Origin of the sequence: Mycoplasma sp. 6243 (assembly GCF_051200785.1) — a bacterium.
Taxonomy (GTDB): Bacteria; Bacillota_I; Bacilli_A; order Mycoplasmatales; family Metamycoplasmataceae; genus Mycoplasmopsis.
On record NZ_CP195154.1, the window covers coordinates 878,171 to 896,046 of the forward strand.

Sequence of the window (17,876 nt, forward strand, 5' to 3'; positions counted from 1 at the left end):
AAAATTGAGAATAAGAAAGGAAAATATGAAAAAATTACTATTTGATTTAGGTGATCCAATTTCTGGTTTGGGTGGTATTGCTGGTGTTCCAACACATAATGTTAAATTAGAAGTTCAAAATGAAGAAAAAAGAGTTGTATTAGATTTTATAAATGACGATTTGCTTACAAATGATTTATTCAAAGATAACAATAAAATTTTAGATAATCTTACCGAAAGCATTGTTTCTAAAAGTAAAACTGTAACAAAAGCAACAACAGAAATTACTTTTTCAAACTTTAAGCAAATATCTGAAAACTTTATAAATATATATAAACAAAGGAAGTTAATTACAAATCAACAAGCAAGTAGATTAAGTGATTATATTAATAATAAAGGATTCGTAGAATTTAAAAAGAAACTTAAAAAAGACTTGAATAATTTCAAATCGGATTTAAGAAGTAAATATGAAGACTATAAAAGAAGAAATAGATCAAGTCAAGAAATTCAGCAAATTGTTTTAGATGGAGAAAAAGGTTATCAAATAAATATTAACAACCAACAAGAAAATTCAAAAAAATTAACTATTCACTTTTTTGAATTAGAAAAGCAAGTAAAACAATTAAATTCGATTTATAAAGATATAAATGATAATCTTGTTTATTTAAATAGTACACTAAAAAAATTATTAGCAGCACAAGTAAGTATGTCAGTTGCTTCTGTAATAAGTACAATAATAGGTTTTTTTAGCTTGGGCTGAGGCTTCATCGGGACAGTAGTTTCAACGACTGCATCAATTGGTCTAAGTATTGCAATCTCAAATATAAGAACACAAAGAGATGTATATTTAAATAATATGAAGCAATTACAAAAGATATTTAAACCATCAAAACAAAATCTTGGTGAAAGTGTATATGATGGTTATGGATATGCACGTAATGTAATTGATGGATACGCACTTAACATATTTTCAGCAGCAAAGAATTATAAGGAAGGTCATTTTTTTAAATTCGCTATCGAAGGGAGCGCAAAACTTCTCAAATCACTTTTTATTCATATACCATCACTAGCCTTAGACGGACTCGATATATATACTAATGCTAACGAAATAAAACAAACAAACGATGTAGCAGTTAAAATAAATAATTTTTTATCTAGTATTGAATCAAAATTAATTGCTATCTCAAAAGAAATTGATGAGATTAAGAAAGTTGAATGAGTTGTTATAAAAGAGACACTACAAACTGATCTTTATAGTAACGGTGGAGTAGGAGGAAAAAATTTAGTTTTTAAAAACCTAAGCACTGGGCAAGTTCTGAATATAGATGAAATGCTGAAAAAATCTGACATACAACTATGATTATGAAATCTTAAGAAAGTTTATAACCCAAAAACCAAACAATTTTACATAAGAAAATTACCTAATCATACAAAAATAGATAATTTAGGGTAAAAATGCCATTAGAGTTTTATTTAGGAATTAATGGTGGTATGGCGGGTTTTATTCTCTTAATTTTGATGCCAACTTTTATTTTATTGTATATTATAAGATATCAATATCCTTGTTTTATTATAGAAGATGTTTATAAACGTGATATAAAAATAAAATCAAATGAATATCACATTACTTTTATTAATGGTTGAAATAAAATACAAAAATATATATATAAAATCTATAAAGAACTTTTATATATTGTTTCAATTACAAGTTTTCTCTTAATTGTGATTTTCATTTATTATATTACTAATATGGTGCTTTATCAAAAAGAAGGTGGATCTTCCGGTATTTGAATATTTCAATTTTTAAGTATGTTAGTTATTCCTTATAGTGCATTTATGTTTGTATTCTATGTTTATATTAAAGGTTTTTTATTTAGTAAAAAGTCACTTAGACATTTTGAACTGCGTGTTAAACAAGCAATAGTTATAGAAGACCAACCACTATTAGATGCATCAGTATATTTTAATAACGGATTGAAACCAAATAATTATATATATATCCCAAGATGATTTTTTGACGATAAAGTTCGCTTATTAAGAGTTTCTTATTTTAAGAAAACTTTTAAAACAGATGCACAGGATGTATATGCATTCTTTATTTATAAAATGCACGAATCATTTAGAAAAGAACATGTGGCATATTATCACGGACTATATTTTGACTATGTAAATTTTAATAATTAAGAAATTATTATGTATAAAGGTTTATAAAAAACAGATTCTCATTTTATATGATTCGTGAATTATTAAACAAAATTTTACTAATTACTATAGTATATAATTTTGTAAGGATTTAATAATGAACAATAACTTTGAATTATCTAATTTCGAAAAAACAAGACTGATAAATTTACAAACAGTAATGCAATTTAGTGATTTAACAATACAGAGTTTAGCAAAAAAATCGGAAAATCTCTCGTAACTGTTATTAAATATAAGAAAATTAGTACAAAAGGGAGAAGAAGTTTATTAAAAAATTTGTTCTTCATAAGAATAGAGATAACATTCATGCCTGAAAATACTCAAATGAAGAGATAAAGAAATTAGCAGAAGATTATAATAATAAAAAACTCCTCACTCAGCGACGGGAAGAGTTCAACAGATTCATATTTGAGTTTGTTTTTATATAATGAAAAAATAAACTCGAATATATCTTACTCTCAATTTCATAAAAGACTAATAAAATTAGGTGTTACATCTGCTTTTGCTTATAAAAGTAAGAAAAATTCTGCAAAAAATATGTAAAGTATGCAAAATTAACGAATAAGGAATATCTTTTTGATAATATGGTTTTTAAAAAACCTAAGAAAAAGAAGTAATTAGAACCGAACAAAGACGAAATTTCTCATTTGGTCAAAGGGTAGAAATAGATGGATGCTCACACAAATTCTTAAATAATAAAGAAATAACATTAATTGGTTCCATTGATGTAGCAACAGGTTTAATTTTGTCATTACATTTTGAGAAAAAAGCAGAATCATTAAATGGACATCAATCAAATATTGAAAAAATGATAAATAATTATGGAATTCCACAAATGATTATTACAGATAACAGAAAGAATTTTTATAATTCTGCTGAATCAAATGCTTCTACATATAATGCCGTAAGAGATTTAGGAATAGAATTTATAACCACTTCTGAATCAAACGGAAAACCACATATTGAACGTTTTTGAGATTTTGCACAAAAGAGAATTCCAAGTTGAATAAAAGACCACAATTATAAAACAATTGAAGAATTGAACCAAAATATAGGTGAATTAATGAATTATTTAAATATTACAAGAAAAAGTGTTATACAAAATCCACAAAGTAATTTCTTTAGACAACCACATAAAGAATACCTAGAAAATTACTTTGATTTAGAGATAAAAAGAAAAATTAATGCTGCTGCAGTAACTTATAATAATGTAAATTATGCACCCTATGAAAATGACAAAAGAATTAAAATTAATAGCAGCACAGATATAAAATTTGTCATAGGAACAGACGAAAAATTATATTTTAGAACCAAAAATAAAAGATATGAAGCAAAACCGATATCTACAAAAGATATGACTCATTATGAGAAAATAGCATTCTGAAAAACGCTTGTCATTAGGGGTAAAAGAAGTACAAATCATATCAAGACTTCTTTCGAGTGGTTTCTCCTTTAATAAATTACTTGATTTAAAAATTAGAAAAATTGCTTCATCTGATAAATATACAAATTGATGAAATAAAAATATTGCAACAAATACTCGATGAACTCGAAGATGCTCGTAAAAAACTCGATAACATCACAAATTTATAAAATCAAACAAACAAAATTTATGAATATTTTACCACAAGCAGTATCTGGGATTTTTCCTTACAGGAAAATCATTTAAAACATACACATACAAATGTTTTTAAGGGTTTCTCACTTTTACCACCTCTAACCCCGCCTACATAGCAAAATAGTATGGGAATTTTCTTTTTGAAAAAAAGAAACAAAAAACTTTATATCTGTGGCAGATACGCAAATATTTTATTTGCTACAAGTTCACTTTTTCAGATTTTGTTTTTTATATTTTTATATAAAGGTGTTTTATTATAAAAAGTAAACAGAAAAATCTTAAATTAGACTTTTTTATGGTATTAAAAAAACTGGTAAAAAGTGATTAATCCTGCTTTATGCTATATAATTTTTATACATTGTAACTATGTAAAGTTTTGAATAATATTTCAGAAAAACAGATTCTCATTTTATATGATTCGAATAAAATTGTATAATATATTAACTTATGAAAATTATTGCAAATAATAAGCAAGCGCATCGAGATTATGAAATTTTAGATAAATATGAAGCAGGCATTCAACTACAAGGATGAGAGGTTAAGTCAGCCCGTGCTAATTCTGTAAGTATTGATGTTGCTTATGGTTCAATTTATAAAAATGAAATATATTTAAGTGAAGCATTTTTTAAAGAATATATGCAAGTAAAATGTGAACCAACCCGAATCCGTAAGTTATTAATGCATAAAAGTGAAATTCGTAAGTTAAAACATATTTTGGATACTCAACAGGTTACACTTATTCCCTTAAAAATTTATTTTAACAAAGTATCAAAGATAAAAGTTGAAATTGCAGTTGCTAAAGGGTTGAAAAAGTATGACAAACGTGAAAGAATAGCCAAAAAAGAAGTTGAAAAAAGGTTACAAAAAACTTTAAAAACTTATTTGGGGGCATAATGGTTTCGACATATATAGGTAAATTTGTATCGCAGTAGTGTGGAAGACTATAATTTCTACTAGGCTTTTTTAAACGGAAAAGATAATAAAACAGAAACTCCAGAAGTTTCACCAGTGTTCTTTGCAACACAATCAAATTTTGCTTTCGCATAAGAATTAGCGAGCAAGTTGTTTTTAGTTTTCCTGGACTATTAAACAAGGTTTACAAGGATCGGGTTATTAGTTAGCATAAATAATCTTAAATAAGCTAAAATCAAGTTATTTATTTTGTTTGTTTTAAATAATTTGATTAATAAAACAAACTAAACTGTAGAAGTATGAATTATATTTATGTGTGGACACGGGTTCGATTCCCGTTGCTTCCACCATTTTTTTGTCCTTTTAAAAAAAAGCAGAGTATTTACCCTGCTGCGATTTTATTTTTCAGTGATGCAATTGCAATATTTATGAATCTATTTACAAAACTATTTGTTATCAATTCTAACTTATATATCAAAAAGAAAGGAACATATTTAATAAAAGGAAGTTTAGAAACCATTTCTCAAACAAATTCCGAAAGAGAGTTACTAATTTTTGATGTAATGATCCCTCTGTCATCGATTAAAATTAATAGTTTAATGAATTTTATAAAGTTTTTTGCATTTTCATTTCTATCAAAATAGTCATTTATAGCAATTTTCATTTTCTTAGTTATTGTGTTTCTTAAATTTTCATCTGTAATTCTTGCATCGTTTCAATCTTTTTTAGGTTTTGAAAAGTCAATTTTAATAACATTTGATTCGTAGTTTTTCTCGCTTGTTTTAAGTTTAATTTCTAGCGAATAATTTGGTTTGATATTTTGATTAATTTCTGTTATTTGCAAATCATCGGCAAGTTTGATATTGGCATTTTTAATGAAGAAGTTTTTTATTTCGCTTACAACTTCGTTATATTCATTGAGTTTATTGTTTTGAGCTGCTTTTTGATATGAAATTCTACCACTAATTCCGCCACCTGCATCATGAATCATATTTTTTAATGTGTCCTCAAATCAATTAATATCCACATAATAGTTATTAAAAAACTTTTGTAATTCTTTTTCAATTGATTTAAGTTCTTTATCATTGTTTGCATCTAATGTAAGCAATGTTTCTGATTTAGTATCTAGATTAAATTTTAAAGTGTTTGACTTAATTTTTGCTTGTAGCTTGATAAATTCTTGTCTTGTAAACTTCTTTGTGATACCGATTTTACTTGTTTTTATTATCACAAAATCATAATCATTTGCATCTAGTGCTTCTAACTTATTGATAAAGTTTGTATATTGATATGGAACAGTAAAAATATCATAATCATATGAAATATCCAGGTTTTTAGGTTCTTCTTTTTTGCTTTCTACCTTAGAACAACTTGTTGTAATGGCTATAACAGGTATAAATGATGAAATTGAATATTTTATAAGTCTTATTATTTTCATAGACTTATTTTACAAAAAAAAAAAAAAAAAACAAGTCGAAAGTTGGCAATTCAAGACAAATTACCTAAAAAACACGAAAATATTTTCATTATTATGCATTTTAATTAAAAAATGAAGAAACACTTATACACTTTTATTGCTTAACATATAATTTAAGTTAATATTTGTCTATAAATAGGTTGTATAAAATACAAAATTTTTGATAAAATTAAAACATAAAAGGAATTATATGAAAAAAGTAATTTTTCAATTAGGTGAACCCATTGCAGGACTAAGTGGTTTATCTGGAATAAATCAAAATAATGTTCAAATAGAAAGTAAGCTAACTAAAAACCTTACTTATACTGAAAAATATAATGAATTAGAAAAAGTTTCATATTTGTCTAAATCTTTGTTTAAAAATAAAGATGTGTTACTTGATAATATAGTCGAAAATTTAATGTCAAAGAAAAAAGGCACAGTAAAAGCAGTCAATGAGATTTCCATAACTGATTTTAAGGAACTAGCAAGTAATTTTGTAAAAATATATAAAGAAAATAATGTAGTTACACCAGAACAACAAGAAAAAATCAACAATTTTATTTCAAATGATGGATATAAAAAATTTAAAAAAGAATTAAAGACATCATTGAATAATTTTAAATCTAATATCACTAATAATAAAGAACAAACAAAAGAATCTTTACGAGATGAAACAAAAATAAAAAGAGTTATTTTAGATACAAATAAAGGTTATGTTATTAATATTGATAATAATGAGGTAAACTCAAAAACACTTACAAAGCAGTTTTTTGAACTTGAAAAAGAGAAAGATAAAATTGTAAAAACATATAAAGATATAAATGATAATATACTTTGATATAACAAAAGACTAAAAATTATGTACGGTTTACAAGTAGGTACTGCTGTCGCTTCTGCTTTTAGTTTCTTTTTAGGGATATTTAGTTTGGGTTTAGGATTCATTGCGAGTGGTTTGTCTGCTACAACTTCTTTTATACTAAGTGCTATAATAGATAGTTTTGAAACACAAAGAGATGCTTATATAAAAAACAGAAAAGAATTAAAAGGATTTTTTAATTTACCTGAATCATCATTGCTGGATGGAGTTTTAGAAGGTTATTCATATGCTAAGAATGTAATTTCAGGATGAACATGAAATATTTATACTCTTGCTAAAAATTATAAAAGAATTTTTTTTAAATTTAGCAAAGTAAGTAAAGGTGTATTTGTGCAAAAAATGTTTGTTCATATTCCTTGATTTGAACTTGACATACTAGATGGAGTCTTATCTGGTTTAGAAATAAAAAATATAGATAATATGAATGCTCAGGTAAATGACTATCTAAGATCATTAGAGAATAAATTAAAAAACATCGCATCAAATTTAGATAATATTAAAACCGTAGAATGAGTAGTTGTAAAGGAAACACCACTAAATAAACCTTATAACCAAGGTGGTATAGGTGGAAGAAATTTAGTTTTCAAAAATCTTAAAACCAATGAAGTATTAACTTTAAATCAAATGTTAGATAAGCCAGATTGATTACTTCATTTATGAGGGTTGCAAAAAGTATATAACAAAAAATATAATTATTGTTATATAAGAAAATTACCTAATAAAACAAAAACTGATAATTTAGGATAATATGACAATAGAATATATTTTTATTTTTCTTATCATAAATATTTGTTTTGTGATTCTAGTACATATATTTTTTGTTGTTATTTATACAAAAAGATATCAAAACTTCTTTTTTATAACAAAAGATACATATATAAGGGATATAACTCAAAAAACTAATGAATACCACATAAATTTTATTAAAGGTTGATATAAGTTTCGTAAGTATCTATTGACCTACAATCGAAAAATATTATATTGGTTTATAATCATAATCTTTAGATTTGTTAGTTTACCACCACTTACTTTGTTATTTATTTTATTAGATCATTATTTAAATTCTAAAACATTCCCAGAAATGATATTACTTTTTGTATTTATATATATAGCCTTTTTGGTTATGGATATATTCACATTTAGATATTGTTTTAAGGGTTATTTTCTTGGTAAAAAAGTACTTAAATATTTTGATTATAAAGTAAAAAATACAAACATTTTAGATACTAAAAATATGCTAGATGTAAATATTTATTTTAATAGTGGGTTGCCGATAAATAACTATATACATTTACCAACAAATATTTTTGATTTTAAGGATAGGATAATGACAACTAAGGAATTTAAAAAGTTATTTAAAGCCGATGCATATGATATTTTTGCATTTTTTATCTTTGATATGCACAAATCTTTTAAAGAAGAACATAGTGATTATTTTTATGGTTTATATATGGATTATGTGAATTTTTTTAATCAGGAAGGTTAAATAATGATTGTATCCATTATTATACTAACGACTATAAATTTATTTTTCATAATATCTTTATTTTCATTTGTCTTATTGATTAAGTTGTTTGTTCAAGATAATTCATTTACTAATTTTCTTTTATATAAAACAGAAAAACTAATACATATTTCTGAAGCAAAGAAAACAAATATATTATTTAAAAAAGGTGCATTGTTATATATAAAAGAAAGTAAAAATAAGCTATATTCATATGGTATCTTCTTATTATTTATAACTTTTTCCTTATTTTTAAATGAATTATTAATAAATTTATCTGTTTATAAAATAATCAACTTTGATAACGACTTGATTAGCACCTTAAGTTATTTTCATATTTTTGATGCTGTATATCTTTTGATAATTATTCTTTTATTTTATTTTATAATACAGATGTACATTAAAAACAAAAAGATGAAAAATAACTTCAATGAATGACTAACATACTTTGAATATGATGAAAGCGAATTATATTTAAGTGGTGAAACAGAGTCTAAATCAGATGAAAACAAACCATTGTATCATCTTTTTGATAATAATAAGAAGTTTTTGATGAATATGTTATCTGTAAAGGCTTTTATAATAAACTCAAAATCTGCACTACCGATATTCTATTTTTTAATTTTTGGTTATCATTTTAAAGAGTTAAGCAATGGTAATGTAATTTATAAAGACTTATATCAAGCATTTTTATTTTACAAAGATCGAGAAAATATTTAAGAAAACAATAAAGACAAAAACAAAAGAAGGTAAAACCTTCTTTTGTTTAGTCAAATTTGATATGGTGCGAACGAATGGACTTGAACCATCGACCTCACGATTATCAGTCGTGTGCTCTAACCAGCTGAGCTACGCTCGCATAAGCAAGACTATTATATCATATTTATATAATAATCTAGCATTATTTGAAAATTAACGTTTAGAGAATTGTCTTGCACGACGTGCAGCACGTAATCCAGGTTTTTTACGCTCTTTAGCACGAGCATCTCTAGTAAGCATTCCTGCTTTTTTTAAGATAGCACGGTAATCAGCGCTTGCTTCTAATAAAGCACGAGCAATACCCAATCTTATTGCTCCGGCTTGACCACTTAATCCACCACCACATACATTAACATTAACATCAAATGTTCCGAATGTTTCAGTTAATACAAAAGGTTGATTAGCATCTTTTAAGTATATATCAGATGTTAAATATTCACGAGCATCACGTTTATTGATTAAAAATTTTCCTTTTCCTGGTGTTAATTTAACACGAGCAACAGATGATTTTCTTCTTCCTAAACCACGGTATTCTAATTTTTGGTTCATTATTTAACCTCTAATCTTTCTGGATTTTGTGCTTTTTGATTATGTTCTGGACCTGCATAAACAAATAAATTACGACGCTGTTTATTACCAAGTTTTGTATGAGGAATCATTCCACTAACTGCTTTTTCTACTAATGCAGTAGGTCTTTTTACTCTTAACTTTGCTGCTGTAATACTTTTTAAACCACCAGGATAACCTGAGTGTGAGTAGTAAATTTTTTGTTCATCTTTTTTAGCAGTCAAAATAACTTTAGCGGCATTTACAATAACAACATTATCACCCATATCAGCATTTGGTGTAAATGTAGGTTTATTTTTTCCTCTTAAAACAGAAGCAACAAATGCAGCAAGACGACCTAAAACTTGTCCTTCAGCATCGATTACATATCATTTTTTATTTGCTTGTTGTGTATTTACAATAGTTGTTTGTCTCATACATCCTCCTACGTTAATTGAAATTGACATATTTTTTAAAAATGCTAATATATTATACCAGAAAATTAATATAACACGAATTTAAGAAGTTTAAATTTTTGTGCTAAATTCGACTTGTATATATATGAATTAGTCAATTTCAAGCTGTGATAACATAAAAAGTGCAGCAGTTTCTGCTCTTAAAATTCTTTTTCCCAGTGAAACTATTTTGATGTTATTATCCATCGCTTTTGTTACTTCTTTATCACTAAAACCACCTTCAGGACCAACAAAAAATAAAGTATTTTCTGATATAGGTTGGTTTATTTTAATTTGAAAATCAACCTTTTCATGCGCTAAAATTTTATTATCAACTTGGTATGTAATCACTTGGTCAAAAGTTTGTAACGGTAATAATTCGGGAATTTTATTTCTGAATGATTGTTCTGCAGCATTTTTAATTATGCTCTTAAATCTAGGAATTCTCTTTTGAAATTTAGAATGGTTAATTAATTCCCTATTAGTAAATTCTGTTTGCATCGGTATTATAATATCAACACCTAATTCGGTAGCTTTTTGTAATGCTCATTCAAATCTTTCGTATTTAATAACAGATAAAGCTAAGATAACTTTATATTTGTGCTCATTAAAAAGATTTATTTCTCTTATTATTTTCGCTTTATTATGTTCTAAAACACACTCATAAAATTTTTCTTGATAAACACAGATGAAGTTTCTATCTTGTATTCTTATCACACTAAGATGTTTTAAAACATCTGCATCCAAAATGAAATAATTATCTTCTTTACAATTAACAAAAAATCTATTCATTGATAATTTTTAATCTCGCCATATGTTTGTTAATGTTATTTATAAAATTTGTATTAAAGATAGATGATAAAGCGTTTTTTGGTAAATTATTAAATTTATTAATTAGTTTCGAATCTACATAATTTATTTTTTCTGTTTCATGCTTTAGAAAAAAGTGTTTATTTACCTTAAAAGCAAAACTAGACGGATCGAAGAAAATAACACCTTTTTCATATTCTCTATCATGATTTGGACACAAAAGAAATCCATTATCACCCGATGTGGTTAAATTAAATGCATCATCGATACTTATGTTATTTTTTTGATACTCTGCTTGAATATCTGTATGACGATAAATATGTGCTGTTATAAGATTTTCATTAATATTATAATCACAAGCAAAACATTCACCTATATTAATGTAATTATTGTATTTTTTATAGATATTAGCTCTAAGGAATTTTTGATTTCTTAATAAAAATTGTTTTGTTTTATCTATATCGTAATTATATTTGTTAGTTTGCTCATTTACGGTTGTGTTATACTGGAAAGAAAAACCTAATGAAGTCACATACTTTTTTATGTTCATAGAAACAGAATCATCATTTAGCAATCAAAGATTTAAAGTTTTCTGTTCAAATTGGTGTGATAATTTTGAGATAATTTTACATGACAATAATGTATCTTGTCTATTAGCACCATCAAATTTGCCGTAAACATCAACAAAAATGTGATTTTTCATCATTTGATACTCAATAATTAACGGCTTATTAAGTTTATTTTTTAAACTAGATAATTGTTTCTGTTTTATAAACTGAATTAGCGAGAGATTTTTAGATAAGTTTTCTATTTTGTTTTTTATATTCTGATCTATAAAATCTAAAAATGAATCACTAATTTTAAAATCTATATATATTAGTTGTTCAAGATCGAGAATTACAGAATTTGGAATATCAAGTTTTTGATTTTTTAACTTTAAGAAATACCAATCTAAAGGATTTAAACAAAGGTAAATATTCTTTATTTGTGGATTGTTTTCGTATAATTTAATAATAGGTAGAGAATTTTGTTTAATAAAAGTGTTTCTGCTTTTTAATTTAAATTTTTTGTTTAGTTTTTGACTAAAATAAACAAGTGTGTTGGTATTTGTAATAAACAAACCTTGATATTGTTTCTTTTCAAAAATTCAGTTGATATTATTTAAGAAAACCTTGTTAATAAATTTATTATATACAAGTTCATCTAAAATGATTTTTTTTAAATCTTTTTGTGTTTTTTTATTATCTATATTTTTTAGTTGAATAAATAAAGAATCAAAATATTTATCAGAAATACAAATTTGTATTATATCTTTATGTATATTCTTTTCCATCTTTTTTGTAATCTACACCTTTCCATACCTGGATATCTTTATCGAATAGGTCGTTAGCAATTCACATACTAGCAAATGAAGGCCTTTGCAAATTCATAAGATCATAATTCAAATAATCCTTTGTAAAACACATTCTACGTTTTAAATGTACATATTGCACCCTTTTGAATTTTTGTAAAAAATCACAAAATTTTTCACTATTTAATGCTTGAATTCCAAAGATTAATGCTCAAGGTTTGTTAAATTCAAGAAGTCTTTTTAATAAATTATGCTTGTTTCGAAATGGGGGATTACTTACTATGATATCTCAATGTTTTTTAGGTTCATATTTATAAAAATCTTCACCAAGCAAAATGTGTGATGAAATAACTTTGTACCCATTTTTCTTGAAAACGGTTACAAAGTTTGAATTAGGTAAGTCAAATGGACATCAAATAACCTTATTTTTGGGTATTTTAGCATTATTAATAAAAAATTGTATATCTTCTTTGGTTGTATATCATTCATCATCATTAGCAAAGCGAAAAGCTTTTGTGATATCATTTTTGCTTTTATCTTTTGCAGATAAAATATATTCTTTTACAAAATTTATATTTTGCGAAATATCGCTACCGTTTTGTATGTTATTGAGCACTTTTTCTATTATTTTCATAAACTTTAATTATCCATCATAATTTCTTCGTATTCTTCAAGGTTACCACGGAATAAAAAACTTTCTGTTGGTGATTGAAGTTCTAAAATAACATCAGCACATTGATTTACAAAAGCACGATTATATGTAGTGAATATTGCACCCCCTTTAAAACTCTTAACGCCGTCTATTACTGAATCGATGCTTTCGGCATCAAGGTGATCAAGTGGTTGATCTAAAACAATAAAGTTTGATTCTAAAAGCATCATTCTTGAAAACATTAAACGTGCTTTTTCTCCTCCACTTGTAACAGAAACCTTTTTAAATACTGAATCATTACTAAATAACATGCGACCTAAAAAACCACGCATACGAGCATCGTCATTTTCTTTATTTTCTTTTTCTTTATTTAATAAAGGTCATTTTGAAATTCATTCTAAAATAGTTTCGTTGGTATCAAAATATTTACTGTTATCGTTAGGGAAATAACTTGGTGTGATAGTTTGGCCTCATTCTATTGTTCCGCTCGATGGCTTTCTTTCACCAATAATACATTCTAAAAGTCTGGTTTTAGCAATATCATCATCGCCGACAATAACCATTTTTTCTCCAGGACGCAAAGAGAATGATACGTTTTCAAACAAAACATCACCATTTTCATTTTTATAAGTGAGATTTTCAACATGTAGGATTTGTTTTCCGTGATCTCGATTCATTTCTCAACGAACATAAGGGTATTTCCGATTAGATGGTTTGATTTCATCTAAAGAAATTTTTTCCAACGCTTTCTTCCTACTTGTTGCTTGTCTTGATTTTGAAGCATTTGCACTAAAACGAGCAATAAATTCTTTAAGTTTTTCAATTTGCGCTTCTTTTTTAATATTACTTTGTTTCATCATTTCACGAGCTAATTGTGATGATTGTTTCCAAAACGAATAATTACCTGTATAAATCTTCGCTTCATTATAGTCTATATCAACAATATGAGTGCAAATTGCATCAAGAAAATCACTATCATGACTAACAACGATAACAACATTTTGATAATCAGTCAAAAAGTTTTCTAATCACTTAATCGAACGTAAATCAAGGTGGTTAGTTGGTTCATCCATTATCAAAATATCCGGATTTCCAAACAATGCTTTTGCCAATAACACTTTAATTTTTTGATTAGCTGTTAATTGTGACATCGGTACATGTCATTTTTCTTTTGGAATTAAAAGATTTGATAACAATTCTTGTGCATCATTTTCGGCTGTTCAACCCCCTAATTCACCATATTTATCTTCTAGTTCACCGGCTCTTGTGTAATCATCCATTGTTGCATCGGGATTTGCATAAATGGCATTTTTTTCTTCTAAAACTGCATATAAATCAGTATTTCCCATTATTACAACATCGGTTACATTATAATTATTATATGCATTGTGGTCTTGAGATAAAACAGAAATGCGTTTATTTTTTTCTTTTATAATTTGTCCTGCAGAAGCTTCTAGTTCACCAGAAATAATTTTTAAAAATGTTGATTTACCAGCACCATTTGCTCCAATTACCCCATATGTATTTCCTTCAGTAAATTTTAAATTAACATTTTCAAAAAGTTTTTTATCACTAAAAACCATACTTAAATTTTGAATCTCTAACATTTTTACCCCTTTGTTGCTAAATTTAAAAAAACCTTCAAAAGAAGGCTGTGACAATTAAGCATATTGCTCGATGTCGGCTCTTATTAATTTTATCTTAAATTTTCTTTTTTAATATAAAAAAACTAAAATAATGTTTTTGCATTATATTTTGATAAATATATAATTTAATAAATTTAAGCAAAACATTTGTTTTGCACTTGATAATTTGAATCTGATAATAAAAAAGTGAAAATAAATTATGAAAAAAATTATTAACTGTTATAATATCTTAGCAACTCGGGGGGATAGCAAAGCGGCCAAATGCGGGTGGCTGTAACCCACTTTCTTACGATTCGGGGGTTCGAATCCCTCTCCCCCCACCATGTTGCCCCATAGCCAAGCGGTAAGGCATCGGGTTTTGGTTCCGACATGCGTTAGTTCGAATCTAACTGGGGCAGCCATATCACCTTTAGGGGTGTTTTTTTATGACTAAACACACAATTTAAACATAGAGAAAGTGGTATAATAGCAAAATATGAATCGTGAATTAGAAAAAATTACACCATTAGAAGAAAATTTCGCTAAGTGATATACAGATGTAGTTAAAAACGGGAATTTAATCGCATACGGACCTTCAAAAGGTTCTATTATTTTCAAACCAAATTCATATGGTATTTGGGAAATTATTCAAAAAGAGTTAAATAAAATTTTTAGATTTAAAGGAATTAAAAATGTTTATTTACCATTATTAATACCTAAATCATTGTTTGATAGAGAAAAGGACCATGTTGAGGGATTTAATCCTGAATTAGCAACTGTGACATGTGTTGGGGATCGTGAATTAGATGAACCACTTGTTATTCGTCCAACATCTGAAGTTTTATTTGCAGATTTATTCAAAAAGAGCATAAATTCCTATAATGATTTACCAATAATTTATAATCAATGAGCCAATGTTGTGCGTTGGGAAAAAACCACTAACCCATTTTTACGTTCACGTGAGTTTTTATGACAAGAAGGACATACCTGTCACTCTGATCCCTTAGAAGCCCGAAAATTTACTCGTGAAATGATAAATACATATGCAAAATTTTTGAAAAATTTTCTTGCAATCCCTACAATAGTAGGTAAGAAAACACCAAGTGAAAAATTTGCAGGAGCTTGCTCGACATATACGCTAGAAGCGATGATGAAAGATGGAAAGGCTTTGCAAGCGGGAACAAGCCATTATCTAGCACAAAATTTTTCAAAACCATATGAAATAACATTCAAAAATAAAGAAAATACACTTGATTATGTTTATCAAACATCCTGAGGTGTTTCTACTCGTTTGTTAGGTGCCCTTATTATGACACACGGAGATAATCGCGGAATTATTATTCCTCCATTTGTTGCACCAATTCAAGTTGATATCTTGGAGTTATTTAATAAAAAATCTGAAAAAGTATCTGTTATAGGTAAATTCATATTTAATGAGTTATCTAAAAAATTTCGTGTAAATTTAGATAATTCTGATCGAAATCCTGGATTTAAAGCATCTAATAGCGAAATCCAAGGTGTTCCATTAAGAATTGAAATAGGACCACGTGATTTAGAAAACGATGAAGTGACTTTTGTTCGTCGTGATACTTTACAAAAATTTCAAGTTAAAATAACTGATATAAAAGCAACAGTGAAACAAACTTTAGCAGATATCCATAATAATTTATATCAAACTGCATTAAATCGCTTGAAAGAAAATGTCGTTTATGTAGATTCGTATCAAGAATTAAAACAACAAATTGAAGCAGGAAAATTTGTTTATGCTCCTTTTTGTTGCTTAGATGAAGCAGAAAGACGGATTAAACAAGAAACAGGCGCTACCACTAGATGTATACCGATTAAGTTGTTTAAAAAACCAGGGAATAGAAATCACTGCATTTTTGAAGATTGTAATAATATTACCAATCGCTATGTAATTTTTGCTAAAGCATATTAGCATACTAGGCTAAATTGTCTAGTATTTTTACATATTTATAAATGTTTTATAATTTGATGAAAGGAGTTTATGGCAAGAGTTGTTTTAGGAATGAGTGGTGGTGTTGATTCGTCAGTTTGTGCATATTTATTAAAACAACAAGGTTATGAAGTGGTAGGTTTATTTATGCGCAATTGAGATAGTGTAGTAAATAACGATTATCTAGGAAACAAAAATGTGAATAGTGATATTTGTCCACAGGAAAAAGATTATTTAGATGCTCAAAAAGTTGCATCAAAATTACAAATACCACTATATAGAGTTGATTTTGTGCAAGAGTATTGACAAAATGTTTTTGAAAACTTTATATCAGAATATCAAAAAGGGCGTACACCGAATCCTGATATTTTATGTAATAAATATATTAAATTTGACAAGTTTGCCAAATATGCTTTTAATGAGCTGAAAGCAGATTATATTGCAATGGGACATTATGCAAAGGTTGAAGAAGGACATTTATATCGTGCAAAAGATACCAATAAAGATCAAACATATTTTTTAGCACAATTAACCAGCGAGCAACTTAGTAAAGTTATAATGCCGCTTGCAAATCTAACCAAACCACAGATTCGTGAGCTTGCTCATAAACTTAATTTAGCAACTGCAGATAAAAAAGATTCAACAGGAATATGCTTTATCGGTGAACGTAATTTTGGTGAGTTTTTACAAAATTATATTCCTGCTTGTGATGGGGATATTGTTGATATTACAACTAATAAAATAATAGGAAGACATATAGGAAGTTTTTATTATACAATCGGACAACGCAAAGGACTTAATTTAGGTGGGATGGAGCAACCTTATTATGTTTGCGGAAGAGATGTAACAAAAAACATTATTTATGTAGCACCAAGCACTCAAATGCAGTGACTGCTTTCGGATGCTTTGATTGCTTCGAACTACACCTTTAATCATACAGAGTTTGATAAAAATAATTTGACTGCTAAATTTCGATATCGTCAAGAAGATATACCAATAAAACTTGAAATATTAAGTGATACACATATAAAAGTACATTATTCTCAAACATCTTCTGCAGTTACTCCGGGACAACATGTTGTAATTTATGATGGAGACAAGTGCATTGGTGGAGCAACAATTGATGAAATATTTTATAAAGATAAAAGGTTAGATTATTTATAAGGAGCA

Annotated in this window: 17 protein-coding genes, 3 tRNA genes and 1 other RNA gene; 13 read left to right on the forward strand and 8 right to left on the reverse strand. The window is 26.8% G+C overall.

Annotated elements, in window-relative coordinates:
* Positions 1-25: 25 nt before the first annotated feature.
* From ACR82Z_RS03585 to ssrA, 6 genes are all read left to right on the forward strand, one after another.
* Entirely contained in the window at positions 26-1,432 is a 1,407-nt protein-coding gene (locus tag ACR82Z_RS03585) for a hypothetical protein (protein ID WP_435128913.1), read from the forward strand.
* A 2-nt stretch (positions 1,433-1,434) separates the two neighbouring features.
* Positions 1,435-2,163, forward strand: coding sequence for a hypothetical protein (locus ACR82Z_RS03590; protein ID WP_435128916.1), 729 nt, complete (start codon positions 1,435-1,437; stop codon positions 2,161-2,163).
* Positions 2,164-2,278: 115 nt separating this feature from the next.
* Positions 2,279-2,401 carry a hypothetical protein gene (locus ACR82Z_RS03595; RefSeq protein WP_435128362.1) on the forward strand — a complete coding sequence of 41 codons (123 nt, stop codon included), beginning with the start codon at positions 2,279-2,281 and terminating at the stop codon, positions 2,399-2,401.
* Positions 2,402-2,926: 525 nt separating this feature from the next.
* Positions 2,927-3,637 (forward strand): hypothetical protein, encoded by a 711-nt coding sequence (locus tag ACR82Z_RS03600; RefSeq protein WP_435128919.1) that lies wholly within the window; start codon positions 2,927-2,929, stop codon positions 3,635-3,637.
* 609 nt (positions 3,638-4,246) lie between these two features.
* Entirely contained in the window at positions 4,247-4,693 is a 447-nt protein-coding gene (gene smpB / locus ACR82Z_RS03605; RefSeq protein WP_435128922.1) for an SsrA-binding protein, read from the forward strand.
* Positions 4,684-5,061: a transfer-messenger RNA gene (gene ssrA, locus ACR82Z_RS03610) on the forward strand. The genes smpB and ssrA overlap by 10 nt, the downstream gene beginning before the upstream one ends.
* A 32-nt stretch (positions 5,062-5,093) precedes the next feature.
* Here ssrA and ACR82Z_RS03615 read toward each other — a convergent pair.
* On the reverse strand, positions 5,094-6,149 hold the full coding sequence (locus ACR82Z_RS03615; RefSeq protein WP_435128925.1) for a hypothetical protein: 1,056 nt from the start codon (positions 6,147-6,149) through the stop codon (positions 5,094-5,096).
* A 229-nt stretch (positions 6,150-6,378) separates the two neighbouring features.
* Between ACR82Z_RS03615 and ACR82Z_RS03620 the strand changes: the two genes are divergently transcribed.
* The 3 genes from ACR82Z_RS03620 (at position 6,379) to ACR82Z_RS03630 (ending at position 9,271) form a co-directional block, all read left to right on the forward strand.
* The gene (locus ACR82Z_RS03620; protein ID WP_435128928.1) at positions 6,379-7,794 is read left to right on the forward strand and encodes a hypothetical protein; all 1,416 of its coding nucleotides are present in this window, start codon (positions 6,379-6,381) and stop codon (positions 7,792-7,794) included.
* Between the two features lie 376 nt (positions 7,795-8,170).
* A complete protein-coding gene (locus ACR82Z_RS03625) occupies positions 8,171-8,533 on the forward strand; it encodes a hypothetical protein (RefSeq protein ID WP_435128930.1) in 363 nt (120 codons plus the stop codon).
* A gap of 75 nt (positions 8,534-8,608) precedes the next feature.
* A complete protein-coding gene (locus ACR82Z_RS03630) occupies positions 8,609-9,271 on the forward strand; it encodes a hypothetical protein (protein ID WP_435128933.1) in 663 nt (220 codons plus the stop codon).
* Positions 9,272-9,333: 62 nt separating this feature from the next.
* Here the strand turns inward: ACR82Z_RS03630 and ACR82Z_RS03635 are convergent.
* From ACR82Z_RS03635 to ACR82Z_RS03665, 7 genes are all read right to left on the reverse strand, one after another.
* Positions 9,334-9,410 (reverse strand) — tRNA-Ile (locus ACR82Z_RS03635).
* A 53-nt stretch (positions 9,411-9,463) separates the two neighbouring features.
* Positions 9,464-9,859, reverse strand: coding sequence for a 30S ribosomal protein S9 (rpsI, locus tag ACR82Z_RS03640; protein WP_435128936.1), 396 nt, complete (start codon positions 9,857-9,859; stop codon positions 9,464-9,466).
* Positions 9,859-10,293, reverse strand: a complete 435-nt coding sequence (rplM, locus tag ACR82Z_RS03645; RefSeq protein ID WP_435128939.1) for a 50S ribosomal protein L13 — start codon at positions 10,291-10,293, stop codon at positions 9,859-9,861. Before rplM ends, rpsI begins: the two co-directional genes overlap by 1 nt.
* Positions 10,294-10,422: 129 nt before the next feature.
* Entirely contained in the window at positions 10,423-11,103 is a 681-nt protein-coding gene (locus tag ACR82Z_RS03650) for a 16S rRNA (uracil(1498)-N(3))-methyltransferase (RefSeq protein ID WP_435128942.1), read from the reverse strand.
* On the reverse strand, positions 11,096-12,454 hold the full coding sequence (locus ACR82Z_RS03655; protein ID WP_435128945.1) for an HNH endonuclease: 1,359 nt from the start codon (positions 12,452-12,454) through the stop codon (positions 11,096-11,098). Before ACR82Z_RS03655 ends, ACR82Z_RS03650 begins: the two co-directional genes overlap by 8 nt.
* Positions 12,435-13,088, reverse strand: a complete 654-nt coding sequence (locus ACR82Z_RS03660; RefSeq protein WP_435128948.1) for a hypothetical protein — start codon at positions 13,086-13,088, stop codon at positions 12,435-12,437. The genes ACR82Z_RS03655 and ACR82Z_RS03660 overlap by 20 nt, the downstream gene beginning before the upstream one ends.
* 23 nt (positions 13,089-13,111) lie before the next feature.
* Positions 13,112-14,731, reverse strand: a complete 1,620-nt coding sequence (locus ACR82Z_RS03665) for an ABC-F family ATP-binding cassette domain-containing protein (RefSeq protein WP_435128951.1) — start codon at positions 14,729-14,731, stop codon at positions 13,112-13,114.
* A 278-nt stretch (positions 14,732-15,009) separates the two neighbouring features.
* Here ACR82Z_RS03665 and ACR82Z_RS03670 point away from each other — a divergent pair.
* The 4 genes from ACR82Z_RS03670 (at position 15,010) to mnmA (ending at position 17,870) form a co-directional block, all read left to right on the forward strand.
* Positions 15,010-15,093 (forward strand) — tRNA-Tyr (locus tag ACR82Z_RS03670).
* Between the two features lie 3 nt (positions 15,094-15,096).
* Positions 15,097-15,171, forward strand: a tRNA-Gln gene (locus tag ACR82Z_RS03675).
* 74 nt (positions 15,172-15,245) lie between these two features.
* Entirely contained in the window at positions 15,246-16,688 is a 1,443-nt protein-coding gene (gene proS, locus ACR82Z_RS03680) for a proline--tRNA ligase (protein WP_435128954.1), read from the forward strand.
* 69 nt (positions 16,689-16,757) lie between these two features.
* On the forward strand, positions 16,758-17,870 hold the full coding sequence (gene mnmA, locus ACR82Z_RS03685) for a tRNA 2-thiouridine(34) synthase MnmA (RefSeq protein ID WP_435128957.1): 1,113 nt from the start codon (positions 16,758-16,760) through the stop codon (positions 17,868-17,870).
* The last annotated feature ends 6 nt before the right edge of the window (positions 17,871-17,876 follow it).